This window comes from Christiangramia portivictoriae DSM 23547 (assembly GCF_000423045.1).
GTDB lineage: Bacteria > Bacteroidota > Bacteroidia > Flavobacteriales > Flavobacteriaceae > Christiangramia > Christiangramia portivictoriae.
Map to the genome: position 1 here is coordinate 411,011 of NZ_KE383972.1, position 18,722 is coordinate 429,732.

At 39.2% G+C, this 18,722-nt stretch carries 18 protein-coding genes; 9 read left to right on the forward strand and 9 right to left on the reverse strand.

Annotated elements, in window-relative coordinates; all coding sequences use genetic code 11:
- Nucleotides 1–23: 23 nt before the first annotated feature.
- The 4 genes from G529_RS0114495 to G529_RS0114510 form a co-directional block, all read right to left on the reverse strand.
- Nucleotides 24–728 carry a YiaD family glycine zipper/OmpA-like lipoprotein gene (locus G529_RS0114495; protein ID WP_026916215.1) on the reverse strand — a complete coding sequence of 235 codons (705 nt, stop codon included), beginning with the start codon at nucleotides 726–728 and terminating at the stop codon, nucleotides 24–26.
- A gap of 13 nt (nucleotides 729–741) precedes the next feature.
- Nucleotides 742–1,224: a membrane lipoprotein lipid attachment site-containing protein gene (locus G529_RS0114500; RefSeq protein ID WP_026916216.1), complete on the reverse strand. Its 483-nt coding sequence runs from the start codon at nucleotides 1,222–1,224 to the stop codon at nucleotides 742–744.
- Between the two features lie 82 nt (nucleotides 1,225–1,306).
- Nucleotides 1,307–1,468 (reverse strand): DUF1328 domain-containing protein, encoded by a 162-nt coding sequence (locus G529_RS16450; protein ID WP_026916217.1) that lies wholly within the window; start codon nucleotides 1,466–1,468, stop codon nucleotides 1,307–1,309.
- Nucleotides 1,469–1,598: 130 nt separating this feature from the next.
- Nucleotides 1,599–3,605 carry an alpha-ketoacid dehydrogenase subunit alpha/beta gene (locus G529_RS0114510; RefSeq protein WP_035696161.1) on the reverse strand — a complete coding sequence of 669 codons (2,007 nt, stop codon included), beginning with the start codon at nucleotides 3,603–3,605 and terminating at the stop codon, nucleotides 1,599–1,601.
- 126 nt (nucleotides 3,606–3,731) lie between these two features.
- Here G529_RS0114510 and G529_RS0114515 point away from each other — a divergent pair, with 126 nt between their 5' ends.
- From G529_RS0114515 to G529_RS16015, 7 genes are all read left to right on the forward strand, one after another.
- Entirely contained in the window at nucleotides 3,732–4,682 is a 951-nt protein-coding gene (locus G529_RS0114515; protein ID WP_026916219.1) for an isopenicillin N synthase family dioxygenase, read from the forward strand.
- A gap of 2 nt (nucleotides 4,683–4,684) precedes the next feature.
- Complete coding sequence (locus G529_RS0114520) at nucleotides 4,685–5,041, forward strand: translation initiation factor (protein WP_026916220.1); 357 nt, start codon at nucleotides 4,685–4,687, stop codon at nucleotides 5,039–5,041.
- 27 nt (nucleotides 5,042–5,068) lie between these two features.
- On the forward strand, nucleotides 5,069–5,998 hold the full coding sequence (locus tag G529_RS0114525; protein ID WP_026916221.1) for a DUF1835 domain-containing protein: 930 nt from the start codon (nucleotides 5,069–5,071) through the stop codon (nucleotides 5,996–5,998).
- Nucleotide 5,999: 1 nt separating this feature from the next.
- Nucleotides 6,000–6,869 carry a nucleoside phosphorylase gene (locus G529_RS0114530; protein ID WP_026916222.1) on the forward strand — a complete coding sequence of 290 codons (870 nt, stop codon included), beginning with the start codon at nucleotides 6,000–6,002 and terminating at the stop codon, nucleotides 6,867–6,869.
- 73 nt (nucleotides 6,870–6,942) lie between these two features.
- Complete coding sequence (ppk1, locus tag G529_RS0114535) at nucleotides 6,943–9,000, forward strand: polyphosphate kinase 1 (protein WP_026916223.1); 2,058 nt, start codon at nucleotides 6,943–6,945, stop codon at nucleotides 8,998–9,000.
- Complete coding sequence (locus G529_RS0114540) at nucleotides 8,993–9,853, forward strand: substrate-binding domain-containing protein (RefSeq protein ID WP_026916224.1); 861 nt, start codon at nucleotides 8,993–8,995, stop codon at nucleotides 9,851–9,853. Before ppk1 ends, G529_RS0114540 begins: the two co-directional genes overlap by 8 nt.
- Nucleotides 9,854–9,866: 13 nt before the next feature.
- Nucleotides 9,867–10,433 (forward strand): hypothetical protein, encoded by a 567-nt coding sequence (locus G529_RS16015; RefSeq protein ID WP_157514690.1) that lies wholly within the window; start codon nucleotides 9,867–9,869, stop codon nucleotides 10,431–10,433.
- A gap of 5 nt (nucleotides 10,434–10,438) precedes the next feature.
- Here G529_RS16015 and ung read toward each other — a convergent pair whose 3' ends face one another.
- Nucleotides 10,439–11,104: a uracil-DNA glycosylase gene (gene ung, locus G529_RS0114550; RefSeq protein ID WP_026916225.1), complete on the reverse strand. Its 666-nt coding sequence runs from the start codon at nucleotides 11,102–11,104 to the stop codon at nucleotides 10,439–10,441.
- A gap of 47 nt (nucleotides 11,105–11,151) precedes the next feature.
- Between ung and G529_RS0114555 the strand changes: the two genes are divergently transcribed.
- Together G529_RS0114555 and G529_RS0114560 are read left to right on the forward strand one after the other, a co-directional pair.
- The gene (locus G529_RS0114555; protein ID WP_026916226.1) at nucleotides 11,152–13,338 is read left to right on the forward strand and encodes an endonuclease MutS2; all 2,187 of its coding nucleotides are present in this window, start codon (nucleotides 11,152–11,154) and stop codon (nucleotides 13,336–13,338) included.
- 2 nt (nucleotides 13,339–13,340) lie between these two features.
- Nucleotides 13,341–13,754 (forward strand): thiol-disulfide oxidoreductase DCC family protein, encoded by a 414-nt coding sequence (locus G529_RS0114560; protein WP_026916227.1) that lies wholly within the window; start codon nucleotides 13,341–13,343, stop codon nucleotides 13,752–13,754.
- On the opposite strand, the gene G529_RS0114565 is transcribed toward G529_RS0114560, so the two are convergent.
- The 4 genes from G529_RS0114565 to G529_RS0114580 form a co-directional block, all read right to left on the reverse strand.
- Nucleotides 13,751–15,070, reverse strand: coding sequence for a dicarboxylate/amino acid:cation symporter (locus G529_RS0114565; protein WP_026916228.1), 1,320 nt, complete (start codon nucleotides 15,068–15,070; stop codon nucleotides 13,751–13,753). The genes G529_RS0114560 and G529_RS0114565 overlap by 4 nt on opposite strands.
- A gap of 18 nt (nucleotides 15,071–15,088) precedes the next feature.
- Complete coding sequence (aroC, locus tag G529_RS0114570) at nucleotides 15,089–16,153, reverse strand: chorismate synthase (RefSeq protein ID WP_026916229.1); 1,065 nt, start codon at nucleotides 16,151–16,153, stop codon at nucleotides 15,089–15,091.
- Between the two features lie 122 nt (nucleotides 16,154–16,275).
- Nucleotides 16,276–16,662, reverse strand: a complete 387-nt coding sequence (locus G529_RS0114575) for a response regulator (protein ID WP_026916230.1) — start codon at nucleotides 16,660–16,662, stop codon at nucleotides 16,276–16,278.
- The gene (locus G529_RS0114580) at nucleotides 16,662–18,623 is read right to left on the reverse strand and encodes a PAS domain-containing sensor histidine kinase (RefSeq protein ID WP_026916231.1); all 1,962 of its coding nucleotides are present in this window, start codon (nucleotides 18,621–18,623) and stop codon (nucleotides 16,662–16,664) included. The genes G529_RS0114575 and G529_RS0114580 overlap by 1 nt, the downstream gene beginning before the upstream one ends.
- Nucleotides 18,624–18,722 lie beyond the last annotated feature (99 nt).

Here is an 18,722-nt window from a genome sequence, read left to right on the forward strand (position 1 = left end):
CAAATTATATTTAATGTGGTGTATTAATTACCATTTTGTTGCTCTGCCTGTTCTTTAGCCTTCTCCTTTAATTCTTCATTTGCAACTATGGCAAGTTCTACCCTTCTGTTCTTCGCTCTGCCTTCTGCGGTAGAGTTATCATATTTTGGCTGGGTTTCACCATACCATTTGGTTGTAAACCTGCCTTTTTCAATACCATTATCAACAAGGTAGCCTGTTACTGCCTGTGCTCTGTTCTTTGATAAAGTTAAATTGTAGCTATCGCTTCCCGTATTATCGGTATGACCTTCTACTAAAACATTGGTTTGAGGATATTCTTTGAAAATTCCTACCAGTTTGTTTAAAGTTTCCTGTGATTTAGCGTTGATCGCATACTTTTCGGTATCAAAATAAACACCACTATTTTCATCAAAAGTAACGTTGATACCTTCTCCAACTCTTTCTACTTCAGCTCCAGGAATTTCGTTCTCGATCTTCTTGGCCTGTTCGTCCATTCTGTTACCAATAATGGCTCCGGCTGCACCACCAACAACACCACCAATAATAGATCCAAGAGCGGTATTTCCATCACCGGTATTATTACCAATAACACCACCAATTACCGCACCTCCCGCAGTACCTATTACGGCACCTTTTTGTTTATTGTTAGCGTTCTGCACTGCATCACATCCAAATAAAAGTGTGGATGCGAAAAGTATTACGAACATTCTATTAATTACTGTTTTCATAGCTTCTGTATAATTATAGTTTAGTAAAATTCATATTAATTGTAAACGGTGAGCCGTCAAGACTTACTGTTTGTGACCAGGTCATATTATTATCAGTTAAACTCTGTAAATTCAGTCTGAATCCTTCATTTCCTGTTGTAGATTTGTAATTTTCATTAGTAGGCTTCAAAAGAAAATCATAGATACCCTCAGGAGTGTTATCTTCATCTATAGACCATATAAAATAATTCGCCTCACCATCACAACCTGTTCCTGAAACAGTATAGGTACCACGATTATTATTGGATACAAAATCCCAGGTACTATTTTCAAAACAGGAAGCCTGTGCTTCATTAAATAAGGTCACATTAAACTGTCCTGGATTATTAGGATAGGTAACACTTGTCAATGTCCATTCACCGTCAAAAGTTTTTCTGGCTTCTTTCGCAACTTTGCTGGTTCCACCACAAGATGCTAGCAGTACCACTGCTGTAAGTAAAATAAATATCTTTTTCATGTAGAATTTGAATTAAATTTAAAAATCCAATGCGACAGAAAATAGTTCCAGAGCACATTGGATTTAAAATGTTATTGTTCGATTATCTTCTGAATAAACGACTTAGTAAAGAAATTACTAACAGTACAAGGAAGATATAGAAAATGATCTTCGCGATATCCGCTGCGCCGTCTGCAATTCCTCCAAAACCGAAGATTGCGGCCACGATAGCAATAATCAGAAAAATGACGATTAAACGTACCATAATGTATAGATTTATTGATTAGTTGAATCTAAATTACAGCAGTAGTAAAGCGTCAACAAAAGATTATTAATTATTTAACAGAGAATGTGTTAAGTATTCTTAATTATCTCAATCTAATGGTAAAAGACTGCTAATAATTCAATAACTCCTGCAACTTCAGTTTGAATCTTTCCTTCGGAAGATATTGGTTTTCCAACGCTTTTGCGAATGGGATCGGTGTTTCCAAAGAGCCAACTCTGCAAACCGGTGCGTCGAGTCTCTCGAAACAATTTTCAGAAATTAAAGCTGCAATTTCTGAAGCAAAACTATTAACCAAAGAGTCTTCTGTAAGGACAATCGCCTTTCCTGTTTTTGAAACAGACTTATAAATGGCTTCCTCATCGAGTGGTTGTAAACTTCGAAGATCTATTAGGTCTGCATCAACTATACCCAATTCATCCAGAATTTCCAAGGCCCAGTGTACACCAGCACCATAAGTTACGATACTTACCTGATGGCCCTCCCGAACTAAGGAAGCTTTTCCAAATTCCAGGGTGTAATATCCTTGTGGGACTTCCTGCCTGATACTTCTGTACAATGCTTTATGTTCAAAAAATAGAATTGGATTAGGATCGTTAAAGGCTGTATTCAACAAACCTTTCGCATCGGCTGGAAAAGCTGGGTAAATTACTTTTAGACCAGGAATCTTTGTGAACCAGGCTTCGTTGGTCTGACTATGAAATGGGCCGGCACCCACACTTCCACCACAGGGCATTCGAATCACCACATCGGCATTCTGGTTCCAGCGATAATTTACTTTTGCCAGGTAGTTCACAATGGGATTAAATCCTGAACTTACAAAATCACTAAACTGCATTTCTACCATTGCTTTTATGCCCTTAATAGACAATCCCATGGCTGTGCCAACTATAGCCGACTCACATATTGGTGTATTACGTACTCTCTCCTTGCCAAATTTGTTCAGTAAACCTTCGGTTATCTTAAAAACACCTCCATAATCTGCTATGTCCTGTCCCATCAATACAAGTTCGAGATGCTTCTCCATCGATTCGGAAACAGCTTCAGCGATAGCGTCAATAAATCGAATTTCTGAAGTCTTGGAGTCCGGTAAAACTTCTTCATAAGTATACTTAGCAAAGACGTCGTTCAGTTCGGTTTCGATATCTGCGGAAATCATAGCTTCAGAATTGGCAATCTCCAGATGTTCGTTGATCTCATCCAATATTGTTGCTTTTATTTCTGAAATTTTATCTGCTGAAATGACCTCATGTTCCAGAAGATAGCTTTCAAAATTAATTACAGGGTCCTTTTCCTTCCATGCATTCATTAATTCCTTGGGAACGTATTTGGTGCCACTAGCCTCCTCATGTCCCCGCATTCTAAAAGTTTTAAATTCTATCAGGACAGGCCTTGGTTCTTTGCGCATACTCTCAGCAATTGCCGAAATTTTTTCGAAAACCTCCATTACATTGTTACCATCTATGATATGTGACTCCATACCATAACCAGCCCCGCGATCGGCCAGATCTTTGCATCTGTATTGCTCGGTTGTTGGAGTGGAAAGCCCGTAACCGTTGTTTTCAATGCAGAATAATACCGGAAGATCCCATACAGAAGCGATATTCAATGCTTCATGAAAATCACCTTCGCTGGTACCACCCTCACCGGTAAAAACTGTGGTAACAGCTCCTTCTTTATGAAGCTTGCTTGCCAGCGCAATACCATCGGCAACTCCAAGCTGAGGTCCAAGATGAGAGATCATTCCAATAATTTTGTACTCCTGCGTTCCAAAATGAAAGCTTCGGTCTCTACCCCTGGTGAAACCAGAAGCTTTTCCCTGCCATTGGGCAAAAAGTCGATGCAATGGAATGTCCCGGCTGGTAAAGACGCCGAGATTTCTATGCATAGGCAAGATATACTCATGCCGATGCAAAGCTTTGGTTACTCCTACCGAGATAGCCTCCTGCCCTATCCCACTAAACCATTTACTAATTTTACCCTGGCGAAGTAAGATCAGCATTTTTTCTTCGATCATTCTTGGCTTGAGAATGGCGGTATACAGATCTAAAAGAATCTCAGGATCCAGGTTACTATGGTTGTTTTTGATAATGGTTTGTGTGATATCTACAGAAGACATAAATTATAGATTTGTTTGATAAATGTAAGTAAAATTATAAAGCTGTATAAAGCCTTTGAATCTATGGTTTGCTTAATTTTACTTAACTTTGTTTGTTACCTAAAATTTTAAAAGCGCTTTATGGCAATGAATAATATTCCCAGTGTAGATCTAGCCGATTTTCTTTCGGAAGATCCTAAAAGAAAAGAGAAGTTTGTTAATGAGATCGGTAAGGCTTATGAGGAAATAGGTTTTGTAGCTCTTAAAAATCATTTTTTGAGTGATGATCTGGTTGACAATCTATATAAGGAAGTAAAAGACTTTTTTGATCTGCCGGTTGAAACTAAAAAGAATTACGAGATCGAAGGCCTGGCTGGGCAAAGAGGTTATATATCCTTCGGAAAAGAACATGCTAAAGGTAAAAAAGAAGGAGATCTTAAAGAATTCTGGCATTTTGGACAGGAACCTTCAGAAGATGCCAATCTTTCTGAAGACTATCCTGAAAACGTACAGGTTCAGGAATTACCAGATTTTAATAAAATCGGGATGGAAGCATATAGAAACCTGGAAAAAACCGGTATCTATGTGCTCCGCGCCCTTGCTTTATACATTGGATTAGAGGAGCATTATTTCGATCACTGGGCAAGTAATGGAAATAGTATTTTAAGACCTATTCACTACCCACCTATTACCGAAGAACCGAAAGGAGCTGTAAGAGCCGGGGCCCATGGTGACATTAATTTGATCACGCTGTTGATGGGGGCCTCTACGGGAGGTTTACAAGTACTTCGGAAAGATGGCGAATGGATCGATGCTATTCCAAAAGAAGATGAGCTGGTTATTAATGTAGGAGACATGCTGGAAAGACATACCAATAATAAACTGCGTTCCACCATTCACCGCGTAACGAACCCGCCAAAGGAACAATGGGGCAAACCAAGATACTCCATTCCTTTCTTTATGCATCCCCGTAGTGACATGAGGCTTGATTGTCTTGAAGAGTGTATCGACGAGGACAATCCGAAGCAATATGAAGATATTACCGCTGGAGAATTTTTACATCAGCGTCTTGTGGAAATAGGTCTCATCAAAAAATAGTTATGGCGAAAAAGAAATTAGGTCTGGAAGATCTGGGAGGTTTCGTTTTTTCGACTAATGATGAATTTGATGAATCATCATATACCAATGATGATTCGCAGGAAGATATTTCTCCTGAAGATCAGCAACTGGAAGCACACTTCAGCAATAAAGGAAGAGGAGGCAAAACCGTTACGATCATTAAAAACTTCCAAGGTCCCGATGAAGAACTGATCAAGCTTGGAAAATTGTTGAAGAAGAAATGTGGTGTTGGAGGAAGCACCAAGGATGGCGAGATAATTATCCAGGGTGACGATCGTGAGAAAATAATGCAGATCCTGGAAAAGCAAGGATATCAGGTTAAACGTGTTGGAGGTTAATTCCAGCACGTTTTTTATATCTTAAATATGAGCAAAAGGACCTTACACATAGTTAACGGTGATGGCTTAGCTGAACAAATGCAGAAGCTGAATTTACCGGGCGAACTAATTATATGGCGTGAACTTCTATGTGAAGGACCCACAAGCAGGAAACTGAATGATAAGTTTTTTAATATTCGGAAGAAGTTCCTGTTTGAAACCTATGCTATTACAGAAGAAAATTACGAAGCGCGATTTATAGCTGAAGTAGAAAGACTAAAATCCATGCAGGATTATGATTCAGTGTATCTCTGGTTCGAGTATGATCTGTTCTGCCATATAAATATGCTGGCCGCAATACAGGTACTGGCTAACAAAAAAATGGATATGCCCGTTTATCTGGTTAGCAGTAAGAAGCTAAAGGCAGATAAAGAGTTTCAACCCTTGTGTCAGCTTTCAACTTCAGAATTAAGGAATCACTATGAAAAAAGTATTGCTTTAACTACTGAAGATATAGAGATCGCATTACTAGTCTGGGAATTGTATTGTAGTGACGATCCTTTAAAATTGAAAGCTCAGATCAAGACAAAGTCAAATTTTGAATACCTGTCCAGTTGTATTAGGGCACATATTGAAAGATTTCCAGACAGCTCTACCGGTATTAACTCCCTGGAGAAGAATATCCTGAAACTAATTGAATCAAGAGCAATTACCAGTAGAAATCATCTGTTAGGTTATGCGCTTCAGCATCAGGGATACTATGGATATAGTGATAGCCAGATGCAACAGATTCTGGACAGGCTCTCCCTGTTCTTTTCTGAAAAAGAAAATAAAATACAACTTACTGAAAAAGGTTTGCAGGTTCTTAGTGGTAAGAAAAATTTCTATCGTGAACTTGCAAATGATCAGGTCTACGGCGGAGTACGAAAGTTCGATTTCCTCTATGATCCTGAATTAAACAGATTATTAAAATTATAGAATGAGTTTAAAAGCTTCAGAATTAATCCTCAACGAGGATGGTTCCATATATCACCTTGGTTTACTACCGCACGAAATTGCAGATACAGTGATCACTGTTGGTGACCCCGCAAGAGTGGAAAGAATTTGTGCCTATTTCGATAAGATTGAGATCACCAGGATGAAACGTGAATTTTGTACCCATACTGGACTACTCGATGGTAAAAGGATCACCGTTATGTCCACGGGAATGGGTACCGACAATATTGATATTGCTTTAACCGAGTTGGATGCCCTGGTAAATATCGACCTGGAGAAAAAAGAAGTCAAGGATGAGCTGAAGTCTTTGGATATCATAAGAATTGGCACAACGGGTTCCATTAGGGAAGAGATCGCATTGGACTCCTTTCTCGTAAGTGAACTGGCAATGGGTTTTGATGGCCTGATGCATTTTTACAAAAGTGACGCATTTTTACAACATGATCTTGCCGAGGAATTTGTGAAGCAAACAAACTGGTCTTCTAAGAAAGCCTATCCATATGTAGTCGCTGGAAGCGATCAGCTTATCGAAAAATTCTCATCAAAGGATACAGTAAAAGGCTTTACTGCTACCAATATTGGATTTTATGGACCTCAGGGCAGAGTACTTAGAAACGCCATTCCTGAAACAGATATGAACAATCATATTGCTGCCTATAAACACAATGGGAAAGCAATTACCAATCTTGAAATGGAAACTTCAGGAATCTATGGAATGTCCAGACTTTTAGGGCATCACGCTGTCTCTATGAATGCGGTATTGGCCAATAGAGCAACCGGAGAATTTTCAGCAGATCCAAAGAAACTTGTGGACAATCTTATAAAATACTGCCTTGAAAGGATCGTTTCTTAACGTGCTTATTTAACAATATATTAAAAGCTCTGCATGGCTTACTTTGTATTTTTGATCAAACAAATGAATGCCCATGCCGCAACCTAGTGAAAACCGATTTAGACATCGAGATCTAAACTGGTTAAGTTTTAACGAAAGGGTACTACAGGAGGCTGCAGATAAAATAAATCCTCTTTACGACAGGATGAAGTTCCTGGCTATTTTTTCATCCAATCTGGATGAATATTTTCGTGTGCGCGTGTCTCAGTTACGCCAAATGAAAAGGGTCAAGAAGAGTATCAGGAAAAAACTAGCCTTAAAACCTTCAAAGATCACTAAACAGATCATTGAAGAAGTTAAAAAACAACAGAACCAGTTTGGCGAGATTTATAAAAAAGAGATAATCCCGGAACTTGCGGCGAATAATATTTATTTACTGGAGGCAGATCATTATGATGAAGAGCATGCTGTATTTGCCATGAATTATTTCAAAGAACATGTACAAAAACATCTTGAGCCTGTAATTATACATTTGGATGATGAGAATGAGTTATTTTTAAAGAACTCCATCCTGTATTTTCTGGTTACTTTCAAGAATGATCAAAAGTTAGCGATTGTCAATATACCGGTGGAAGAATGTGGCCGCTTTGTGACTTTTGAAGCTAACGCGGGAAAACATCAGGTCACTTACCTGGATGAAATATTGCGACACCAAATGTTCAGTATTTTTTCTGAAGATGAAATCACCGGAATTTATGAGATCAAATTATCCCGTGACGCTGAACTTTATATCGATGATATTTATGAAGGTGTTCTAGCCGAAAAAATTTACGAATCTTTGAAGCAAAGAACAGATGGCCAGCCAACGCGACTGCTATACGATGCGAGCATGCCAGATGAGGTGCATCGCAAAATCAGAAAGTTGCTTAATTTAGGAAAGATCGATATGATGCCGGGAGGTAAATATCACAATTTCAAGGATTTCTTTACTTTTCCAGATCCCGGGGGGAACAAATATTTGCATTTTAAAGAATTACCACCGCTCCCGCATAAAACTCTGGAGAAAAGTACTAATTACTTCAAATCAATTCTGGAAAAAGATCAGGCATTGCATTTTCCTTTTATGTCTTTTGATTACGTTGAGCGATTTGTAGAACAGGCAGCTGCAGATACAAAGGTTACAGATATAAGTATCTCGCTTTACCGGGTGGCAGATGAGTCAAAGCTTACCAATTCACTTATGCAAGCCCTGGAGAATGGTAAAAATGTAACCGTTTTCGTTGAAGCTAAAGCAAGATTTGATGAAGAAAACAATATTAGCTGGGGAAGAAAATTCGAGGAAAAAGGTGCTCACGTTATATACTCGTATCCGAAGGTAAAAGTACATTCCAAAATCATGTTAGTGAAAAGATTGGAGAATGACGAAACTGTAAGATATGCTTATATTGGCACCGGAAATTTTAATGCAGAAACTTCTGAGATCTACTGCGATCACGCAATTTTCACAGCGAATAAACTGATCACGAAAGAACTTGACCGTTTATTCAAGGTGCTCGAAGGTGAATTGATTATTCCAAGAGAAAAGAACCTATTGATCTCTCCATTTTCTACCAGGCAGAAATTCACCAAATTGATCTACAATGAGATCGAAAATGCCAGAAATGGTAAGCCAGCGAAGATTACTGCCAAAATGAACAGCCTTGAAGATGAGGAAATGATCGAGTTATTATACCGGGCGAGCGAAGCCGGCGTAGAAATTAGAATGCTTATTCGCGGCTTTACCTGTCTCATTCCAGGAGTTAAGGGAATGAGCGAAAACATTTATATTACCAGTGTCGTGGATAGGTTTCTGGAACATGGAAGAATTTATCTTTTTGAAAATGGTGGTGAAGAGAAAATGTTTTATGGCAGTGCAGACTGGATGAGTCGTAATCTAGATCGCAGGATTGAGGTGATTTCACCAGTTCTGGATAAAGATATTTTCAATGAATTCAAGGATATTCTAAATATTCAGTTGAGTGATAATGTAAAAGCACGGATTCAGGATCAAAATGAATCCAACACCTACGTGCAGAAAGAAGAAGGCGAAAACTCAGTTCGGTCACAGTACGCCATTTATGATTATCTAAAAGAAAAACATTCAAATGACTAGGATCAAAGTTGGAGGTGTACCGGAACACTTTAATTTACCGTGGCATCATTGTATCGAGAATAAAAGTTTCACAGAAGCAGGAATAGATCTGAAATGGCAGGAAGTTCCGGAAGGAACGGGTGCCATGTGCAATCTTTTGCGGGAAGATGACTTAGACGTAGCCGTTATTCTTACAGAAGGGATTACTCGCGATATTATTAACGGCAACCCTAGTAGGATCATTCAGAATTATATTGGAAGTCCGCTCATCTGGGGAATACACGTAGATGGCAGATCTTCTTATAAAAACATTAATGATTTGAAAGACACCAAGGCCGCAATTAGTCGCGAGGGAAGCGGCTCGCATTTGATGGCCTATGTAAATGCGGAAAATGTTGGCTGGGATACAGCTTCGCTTCAATTTGAGATCGTTCACAACCTGGATGGAGCCATTAAGGCATTAAAAAGTGATGAGGCGCAATATTTTATGTGGGAACATTTTACCACCAAACCGCTGGTAGATAATGATACCTTCAGGCTAATTGCCGACTGCCCTACCCCATGGCCGTGTTTTGTTATCGCAGCTTCTGAAAAAGCAATCAATGAAAAACCTGATGAGCTTCAAGAAATGCTACAAATTCTTAATGCTGAAACGAGTGAATTTAAAATTCAGCGTAATATAGATGTTGAATTAGCTGAGAGATATGGACAAAAACTGGAAGATATCAGAAAATGGCTGGATTTAACCCATTGGAGTCAGGAACAAATTTCAAGTGAAGATCTCACTGAAGTTCAGGAAAATTTAAAAAGACTCAATCTTATTTCAGAAAAGGTAGATTATAACGAATTAATTCATAATTTCAGAGGCAAATAATCTACCTCTAATAATGAAATTATTTCTATCCTGCTTGCTAATGGCAACAGCTTCTTTGGCATTCTGCCAGACGACCGACAGTATTACCAACCAAAATTCCAGGGAATTCGGAAAACAGGAATTGAGCCTGAATGCATTCAATCTTGTGGCCTTTGGAATTGTTGATATTACATACGAACGTATAATTTCTGAAAATTCTACCTGGGCGATTGAAGCTTTCTACCATCCGTCTAAAGATGACTATTTAGATGAAGCTTACTATAAAGAGCTGTCGTTGACCGGTAAATACAAGCACTTCTTTAGCTCTAAATATGCCCGGGGTTTTTATGTACATGGATTTGGAATGTTATCCAATGGTGAATATGACGATGGATATTACTATAATGAAAGCATCGATGAGTATGTATATGACACCTATGATTACACAGATTTTGCCATAGGTTTTGGTCTGGGTGGCAAATTTGTTTCCAAAGGCGGTTTTTTATTAGACCTAAGCGGTGGTATTGGAAGAAATTTATTCAGCGACAGATCCCCGACCATTGCGGGTCAGTTCATGGTGAATCTGGGATATCGATTCTAACCAGCTTACCAGTTGACAGGCTGTTTACCTTTCGATTCTAAATACCTGTTCGCTTCACTAAAATGCCTGTTGCCAAACCAGTAACCTCTATTTGCGCTTAATGGTGAAGGGTGACCACTGGTTAAAACGAGATGCTTTGAACTATTGATAAGCTTGGATTTTTTCTTGGCATAACCACCCCAAAGCATAAATACTACGTGTTCTTTTTCTTCAGAAATAAGCCTGATTACTTCGTCTGTAAATGTTTCCCAACCTTTATTTTGATGAGAACCTGCCTGGTGAGCCCTAACAGTAAGTGTGGCATTGAGTAACAGTACTCCTTGATCTGCCCATCTTTCCAGATTTCCGCTGGAGGGAGCCGGCTTATTCAGGTCTGATTCAATTTCCCTAAAGATATTAACGAGTGACGGGGGAATCTGGACATGATCACGAACCGAAAAACATAAACCGTTCGCCTGCCCTACTCCATGATATGGATCCTGACCCAGAATGACCACCCTAGTATTATCAAAAGTGGAGTGATCAAAAGCAGCAAAAATCTCACTACCGGGAGGAAAACATTTATGCTCTGTATATTCCTTCTTTACATATTGGATTAAATTCCTGAAATAGTCCTTTTCAAATTCAGCATTTAGAACTTTTTTCCAGCTTTGATCTATTCTTACGTTCATGAGAATTGAGTAACTTTGTAGATCCTCAAATGTAGGGAAAAATTGATATGATAAAAATTAGTTCCAGGAGTCTGGATGATTTGGAATTTCCAGTAGTATGTTCGCAGGTAAGTGAACTTTGTATTACAGGACAGGGAAAAGAAAAGGCTCTAAAGATTCAACCATACCCGAGTTTTCAAAAGACCGTTTTTGGACTCGATCAAACCAATGAATTTATTAAATCGAAAACACAGGATGAAGCGATCCCAAATCATGGGTTCGATAGTATTCAGTCTGAACTTCGGTTATTGGCTATAGAAGAGTCTGTTTTAGAGATAGGAGGTTTCAGAAAGATCTCCTCTCTTAATGAAACTGTAAACAATCACCTTAAATTCTTCAGAAAATACGCGCATTTATATCCGGCATTATCTGAGACTGTGTCGCATCTGGAATATGATCTCAGCCTTGTAGAAAGGATCAATTCAGTTATAGACCGATTTGGAGAGATGAAAGATGACGCTTCTACTTATTTACAACAGTTACGAAGATCTATTAATGCAGTAAAAGGCCAGATCAACTCAAGTTTTAATTCAGCATTAACCACCTATAATGGGTATGGCTATCTTGACGAGATCAAGGAAAGTGTGGTCGAAAATGTGCGAGTACTTGCTGTAAAATCCATGTATCGCCGTAAGGTAAAAGGTGGAATTATGGGTAATTCCAAAACCGGCAGTATTGTATATATTCAGCCTGAAGCAACTCATCGCCATACACGGGAACTCAACAATCTTGAATATGAGGAAAAGGAAGAGATCAAGCGAATATTAAAGGAACTTACTGAATTCACCAGGCCTTATCGTGAAGTGCTTGCAGATCATCAGGATCTTCTTAGTGAAATGGATGTAATCGCAGCAAAGGCAAAATATGCCAATAAGATTAACGGTATTTTACCAAAGATTACTAAAGACAGGGAATTACACCTGAAGGATGCGTACCATCCATTATTACTTCTAAATAATAAGAAAAAGAACGAAAAGACCTATCCACAAAGCATTGAGTTATCTGCCAGTAACAGGATTATGGTCATCTCAGGTCCCAATGCCGGAGGTAAAAGTATTACCTTAAAGACTGTTGGTCTTCTACAGGTGATGCTACAAAGCGGAATGCTGATTCCGGTTCATGAATACAGCCGAATGTGCCTGTTCTATAAAGTTCTCACTGATATTGGTGATAACCAGTCCATTGAAAATCACCTGAGTACGTATAGCTACCGCTTGAAAAACATGAATTATTTTCTACGGAAGTGTGATAATAAAACCCTTTTCCTGATTGATGAATTTGGAACCGGAAGTGATCCTGAACTTGGAGGTGCGCTGGCCGAAACCTTTCTGGAAGTTTTCTATGAAAAAGGTAGTTTTGGTATACTTACCACGCATTACGCCAACCTCAAGAAACTGGCTAATGAATTGCCAGAAATGAGCAATGCAAATATGATGTTCGACAGCCAGACCCTGGAACCAGTGTACAAGCTGCAGGTAGGAGAAGCCGGAAGTTCATTCACTTTTGAAGTTGCCCAGAAGAATGGGATTCCATATAGCCTAATCAACCGTTCCAAGAAGAAGGTAGAACGTGGTAAGATCAGGTTTGACAGAAGTATCGCCAACCTTCAAAAAGAGCGTTCTAATCTTCGAAAAACTACCGACAGCCTTAAAACCAAAGAGGAAAAAGCTGCAGCAGAGAAAGAGAAGCTGGAAGAAATAAATACCAGGATTCAGCAAAAACTGGAAAGCTATCAGGAGCTTTATGACACCAATCAACGCATGATCTACCTGGGTCAAAAGATCAACGATTTAAGTGAAAAGTATTTCAGCAATAAGAAAAAGAAAGAACTTATTGGTGAATTCATCAAGTTGGTGGAGATAGAAAATTCCAAACGAAAAAAGGAAAGTGCCAAAAGGCTGAAAGCTAAGAAGAATAAAGAAGAGCAGCTTAAAAAAGAGGTTCAGAAAAAAATTGAGCCTATCAGGCAAAAGAAGAAAGAAGAAAAGAAAAAAGAAACGCAGTTAAAAAAGCAGGAAGCTAATAAACCAAAAGCGAAACTAAAAATTGGAGATCGTGTTCGACTGGAAGATGGAAAAGCGGTTGGAACAATCGATAAAATTGAGAAGGATAAAGCGCTGGTGAATTATGGTATGTTTACCACTTCGGTTGGAATGGCGCAACTGGAACTCGTACAAGCTGCTAAAAAGAAATAATTATGGAAAATTCTTCCAGACATAAGATCATCCTTTTTGATGGAGTATGCAATTTGTGTAATAATGCAGTGCAGTTTATCATTAAACATGACCCTAAAGATCGTTTCAGATTTGCGTCCCTGCAAAGTGATACCGGGAAACAACTAATTGAAGAGAGAGGTTTTAATCCTGAAGATCTGGATTCTATTATGCTTATTGAACCAGGGGTGGCTTATTATAGAAAATCTACTGCAGCCCTTGAAATCTCGAGAGACCTTAATGGTGGATATTCCTTATTAAAAAATTTCCTGTTTCTTCCGGAAGGTTTTAGAGATAGCATCTACGATTTTGTGGCTAGTAATCGATATAAATGGTTCGGGAAGAAAGATCATTGTATGATCCCTACTCCCGAACTAAGATCTAAATTTTTAGATTAAGCAGTTTGCTCATTTTCAGGATGATAATCATCATCCCAATCTTTTACGTTGGGTGGCCCCATCATATCGACAGATTTTGCTACCATTAGAGACACCGCAGCATCACCAGTAACGTTTACCGTGGTTCTGCACATATCCAGTGGTCTATCCACGGCGAATATCAACGCCAGTCCGGCTTCAGGAATACCAGCCTGTGCCAGTACGATTACCAGCATCACCATTCCGGCACCAGGAACTGCGGCAGAGCCTATTGAAGCTAGCGTAGCAGTCGCAATGATACCTAATTGCGCACCCAGGGTAAGATCCATTCCAAAAGCCTGTGCTATAAAAACTGCAGCGACTGCCTGGTAAAGACTGGTACCGTCCATATTGATCGTGGCACCAATAGGAAGCACAAAACTTGTAACTTCCTTATTTACACCCATATGTTCTTCGACTCTTTCCATGGTAACAGGAAGTGTAGCGGCGCTGGAACTCGTAGAAAATGCAAGAAGCTGGGCTGGCCCAATACCATTTAGAAAAAAGGAAGGAGTGTTCTTTGTAAAGATCCATACCAACAGTATATATACTCCAATCATGAGCGCAAGACCAATTAAAACTGTCAATGCATACATTGCAAGAGCCGCAAATAAATCTGCACTCGGTGATTCCACCACCAGGGCGGCAAGCAAGGCAAACACCCCATACGGTGCCGTTAGCATGATAAGATCGATCATTTTCAGAATGACTTCGTTAAAGCCATCAAAGAAATCTTTTACAGGTTTTGCTGTTTTTTCAGGTATAAGTATAAGTCCCAGTCCAAAGAATATCGCAAAAAATATAACCTGAAGCATATTTCCATTATCGCTGGCAGCACCAAAAATATTACTTGGCACAAGATCCTCGAGAGCCTGCAAAGGTCCGGCATCCTTCTGCTTTTGAGCATCGGTAATTCTAACCGAAGCGTCCCCCTCATAGCTGGCAATAAGATCACTGCGTGTTTCTTCACTAATTGCTTTTCCTGGCGCAATAAGATTGACTATAAGCAAACCAATGGAAACTGCTATAACGGTGGTGACTATATAAGTAGCAATGGTTCTTGTCCCCATTTTGGACAACTTGGAAATATCTTTTAGATCTGAAATTCCCTTGATAAGTGACGCCAGGATCAAGGGCACCGCAATTAACTTTAAGGCATTGATAAAGATATTTCCGAAAGGTTTGATCCAATCCTCAGTAAAGTCTGGTCCCCAACTAAAATTAGTCATGATAAGTCCAAAGATGACCCCTGCAGCCATTCCTAAAAGTATCTGCCAGTGCAATGCGAGTTTTTTCATATACCTGTTGTTCTACTATTAAATTTTAGATGATTTATTCTGAAGAAAATAGTCGGCCATCACTATGGCTGCCATGGCTTCTACGATTGGTACTGCGCGGGGAACAACACAGGGATCATGTCTTCCTTTTCCCTGCATGTCTACCTGTTCGCCTTTGGAATTGATGGTTTGTTGCTTTTGCATAAGCGTGGCAACTGGTTTAAATGCTACCCTGAAATAGATATCCATCCCATTGCTTATTCCTCCTTGAATTCCACCGCTTAGATTTGTTTTCGTAGAGCCATCCTGATTAAACTGGTCGTTATGCTCACTACCTTTCATAGCAGTTCCGGCAAACCCACTACCGTACTCAAAACCCTTGACAGCATTGATGGAAAGCATCGCCTTCCCAAGTTCAGCATGTAATTTGTCAAATACAGGTTCTCCTAAACCTTTTGGCACGTTTTTAATGACACAATCTACAATTCCACCCACAGTATCACCGCTGGAGCGAATCTCTTTAATGTAACTTTCCATTTCTGAAGCCTTAACAGGGTCTGGACAGCGAACCGGGTTATTTTCAATTTCTGAAAAATCCAGATCCTGATAGTTCTGGTCGAGCTCAATATGCCCTACTGATGATACGTAAGCATTAAACTGAAGTGAACTCAAAAGTTGCTTTGCTATGCTTCCTGCAACTACCCTGCATGCCGTTTCTCTGGCTGATGATCTTCCGCCGCCGCGATAATCCCGAACACCATATTTTTCGTCGTAAGTGTAGTCGGCATGGGAAGGCCTGTAAGTATCCTTTATGTGAGAATAATCCTTGGATTTCTGGTTGGCATTTTTGATCACAAAACCAATAGGCGTTCCAGTGGACTGTCCTTCAAAAATTCCTGAAAGAAACTCCACGGTGTCCGGTTCTTTTCGCTGGGTTACGATAGCAGATTGCCCGGGGCGCCTTCGATCCAGGTCATTCTGGATTTTATCAAGATCTAATTTTACACCAGCAGGACAACCATCAATCACACCGCCAATGGCCACACCATGAGATTCACCAAACGTAGTTAATCTAAAAAGTGTACCTATAGAATTTCCTGCCATTTATTCGATTTTGAACAAATGTAATTTTTTAAGAACATATTTGAAAGTGGAATCCTATATATTACTAATAGTGCCACAAGGTCTCGTGTAATTTAGAAATATGATAGGTCTTCTATACCGTATTAAGAACTGGCAGATTCTCCGCTTTTATCTCTCGCAAGTACTTCAGTAACTCTGTTCAGGAGCGTATCCATATCAAAAGGCTTCGGAATAAATTCCACGGCGCCTACAGATTTACAAAGTTCACCAACATTATGCAGTGCAGACATCATGATGATAGGCACATGCGCAACTTCCGGGTCTGCTTTGAGTTCTGCACAAACATCAGTTCCATCTACACCAGAGATAAGCTTATCCAGCAATATGAGTTCAATATCATTTTTGATGATATTTTCCTTGGTCTGCTTAGGTTGCTGAGATACAGTGACTTTATGATCTGAAAACTCAAGTATATCTTTAAGCATCAGTCCAATAGTTTGATCGTCATCTACAATTAAAATTCTGGCCATTACTGTGATTGATTTAAGGGTAGTAGAAAAGTGAATTCTGATCCTGTTCCAGGTTCACTTGTCACTGTTATTTTTCCTTGATGTTTTTCAATTATTTCATTTGACAGATATAGTCCAATCCCGAAGCCTTCATAGGTGTCATCATTATTGCCGGAGACTCTGTAGAAACGTTTGAAAATTTGTTGCTGTTCCTTTAAGGCGATCCCAATGCCGTAGTCTTTAACACTTACGGCTGCCTGGTTATCCTGAGTCTTAAAAATTCTTACCGATACCTTTTTTGCATCTGGAGAATATTTGACCGCGTTGGTTATTAGATTTGATATCACCTGCCCTATTCGCTCCCTATCTGCTCTAATTTCAATATGTTCTTCATGGTCTATATCTATCTGCATTTCGCAGTGAGAGAATGACAGATCTTCAATTACGGTTTCAACCTGTTTGTTCAGCTCAAAGTCGCTGAGTTCCAGAATAAGTTCATTTTGCTCAATTCTGCTTAGATCAAGCATTTCTGAAATTAACCGGATGAGCCGTTCAATCTGACTCTCGATTCGATTTAAATATGGTTTTACTGGAATATCTCTGGAATCTGTTTTAATTTTTTCAGGTAAAACAGTTTGTAGTAACTGAATATACCCTTTAATGGAAGTTACAGGAGTCTTCAGCTCATGACTTACTAGTTTTAAAAAGCCTTCCTTGTGCACTTCTTCATCTTTCATACTCTGGATTTCGGTACAGGAAGTAATCCAGGATGAAATTGTATGATTTCCTTTAACAGGAACAGATTTCATTAGATGCCATCTGTACTCGTTCTCCTTATTCAGAAGACGAGCTTCAAACTCAAATTCCCTGCCCTGCTCTTTAAATTGACTTAGCTCCTTATCCAGATGTATATATTCCTCTGGGTGAACAAGGCTTAACCAGCCTTTATTCACAAGTTCTTCCGGTTCAAGACCGGTATAATCCAACCAGTTTTTGTTATAATAAAACGAATCCCCATTTTCTGTAGCGATATTGATCTTATTCGGGATCAGATTTACCAGTTCTCTGAATTGGGCTTCGTTCTTCTTGATCTTTTCATTGAGCAGTGCCTGGTTTGTCACATCACTTGAAATGTTGGCAACACCTATGATGTTTCCGTCACCATCTCTTTGCGGTTGATATATAATATCAAAATATCTGTCTTGTTGAACTCCATCGATAGTCAGGGAAACATGTTTTTCGCTGGCGTGAAAAGCTTCGCCTGTTTCATACACATGGTTTAGCAGGTCTACCAGGCCCTGTTCTTCTATTTCAGGTAATACTTCCAACAGTGGTTTTCCCAATACATCCTTTCCCTTTCCCCAAACCTCAATAATAGCATCATTAGCCATATCGACAATATGATCTGGTCCAAGAAAAATGGCTATTAAACTTTCTGAAGAATAGAAAAGATCATGGAATTGCTGCTGACTCTTTTTTAGATTATCCTGTGCAATTTTGCGTTTGGTAATGTTTTCAATACTTAATAATATGCAATGTTCATTTTGATCTGATAACTTGATCTTGCTGGCGTTTAATAGCAAATGCTTTACTTGCCCATTGCTTCCATCCACCTGCATCTCAAAATTATTCATCTTACTACCGGAAGGCAGTATCATTTCCAATACGTTTTGCAGCTGCGGAATTTTCCACTGTGAAATGTCAAGCTCGTAGATCAAGCGATCAACAATAGCCTCTGAAGTGGTCTTAAAAGTTTTGCAGAAATTTTGATTGGCAAAGACAACTTTCAGATCACAATCCAGTATAACAACAGGGTGATGCAAATGGTCGATAACAGACTCCTTAAGTTCTAAAAGATTATTGGAAAGCGATCTTACGGTTTCTACACCAGCAATTGAATTCGCATTCTCCAGCTCTCGAATTTTACGGTTGGCCTGTTGTAGGTCTTGCTCAAGTTGTGCAATTCGGGATTTATCGTCCATTAAATCTGTAACATTCTAAAACAATTAATTCCATTTTTACCAAACGCTAAATTTACTGTTTTGAACGAGTCGGCATCTACAATGTCCTGGTATTAACAA

What these genes read in the sequence shown, in the direction of transcription:
- G529_RS0114495 (WP_026916215.1), bottom strand. Translation starts at nt 728, where the DNA reads ATGAAAACAGTAATTAATAGAATGTTCGTAATACTTTTCGCATCCACA.
- G529_RS0114500 (WP_026916216.1), bottom strand. Translation starts at nt 1,224, where the DNA reads ATGAAAAAGATATTTATTTTACTTACAGCAGTGGTACTGCTAGCATCT.
- G529_RS16450 (WP_026916217.1), bottom strand. Translation starts at nt 1,468, where the DNA reads ATGGTACGTTTAATCGTCATTTTTCTGATTATTGCTATCGTGGCCGCA.
- G529_RS0114510 (WP_035696161.1), bottom strand. Translation starts at nt 3,605, where the DNA reads ATGTCTTCTGTAGATATCACACAAACCATTATCAAAAACAACCATAGT.
- G529_RS0114515 (WP_026916219.1), top strand. Translation starts at nt 3,732, where the DNA reads ATGAATAATATTCCCAGTGTAGATCTAGCCGATTTTCTTTCGGAAGAT.
- G529_RS0114520 (WP_026916220.1), top strand. Translation starts at nt 4,685, where the DNA reads ATGGCGAAAAAGAAATTAGGTCTGGAAGATCTGGGAGGTTTCGTTTTT.
- G529_RS0114525 (WP_026916221.1), top strand. Translation starts at nt 5,069, where the DNA reads ATGAGCAAAAGGACCTTACACATAGTTAACGGTGATGGCTTAGCTGAA.
- G529_RS0114530 (WP_026916222.1), top strand. Translation starts at nt 6,000, where the DNA reads ATGAGTTTAAAAGCTTCAGAATTAATCCTCAACGAGGATGGTTCCATA.
- ppk1 (WP_026916223.1), top strand. Translation starts at nt 6,943, where the DNA reads ATGCCGCAACCTAGTGAAAACCGATTTAGACATCGAGATCTAAACTGG.
- G529_RS0114540 (WP_026916224.1), top strand. Translation starts at nt 8,993, where the DNA reads ATGACTAGGATCAAAGTTGGAGGTGTACCGGAACACTTTAATTTACCG.
- G529_RS16015 (WP_157514690.1), top strand. Translation starts at nt 9,867, where the DNA reads ATGAAATTATTTCTATCCTGCTTGCTAATGGCAACAGCTTCTTTGGCA.
- ung (WP_026916225.1), bottom strand. Translation starts at nt 11,104, where the DNA reads ATGAACGTAAGAATAGATCAAAGCTGGAAAAAAGTTCTAAATGCTGAA.
- G529_RS0114555 (WP_026916226.1), top strand. Translation starts at nt 11,152, where the DNA reads ATGATAAAAATTAGTTCCAGGAGTCTGGATGATTTGGAATTTCCAGTA.
- G529_RS0114560 (WP_026916227.1), top strand. Translation starts at nt 13,341, where the DNA reads ATGGAAAATTCTTCCAGACATAAGATCATCCTTTTTGATGGAGTATGC.
- G529_RS0114565 (WP_026916228.1), bottom strand. Translation starts at nt 15,070, where the DNA reads ATGAAAAAACTCGCATTGCACTGGCAGATACTTTTAGGAATGGCTGCA.
- aroC (WP_026916229.1), bottom strand. Translation starts at nt 16,153, where the DNA reads ATGGCAGGAAATTCTATAGGTACACTTTTTAGATTAACTACGTTTGGT.
- G529_RS0114575 (WP_026916230.1), bottom strand. Translation starts at nt 16,662, where the DNA reads ATGGCCAGAATTTTAATTGTAGATGACGATCAAACTATTGGACTGATG.
- G529_RS0114580 (WP_026916231.1), bottom strand. Translation starts at nt 18,623, where the DNA reads ATGGACGATAAATCCCGAATTGCACAACTTGAGCAAGACCTACAACAG.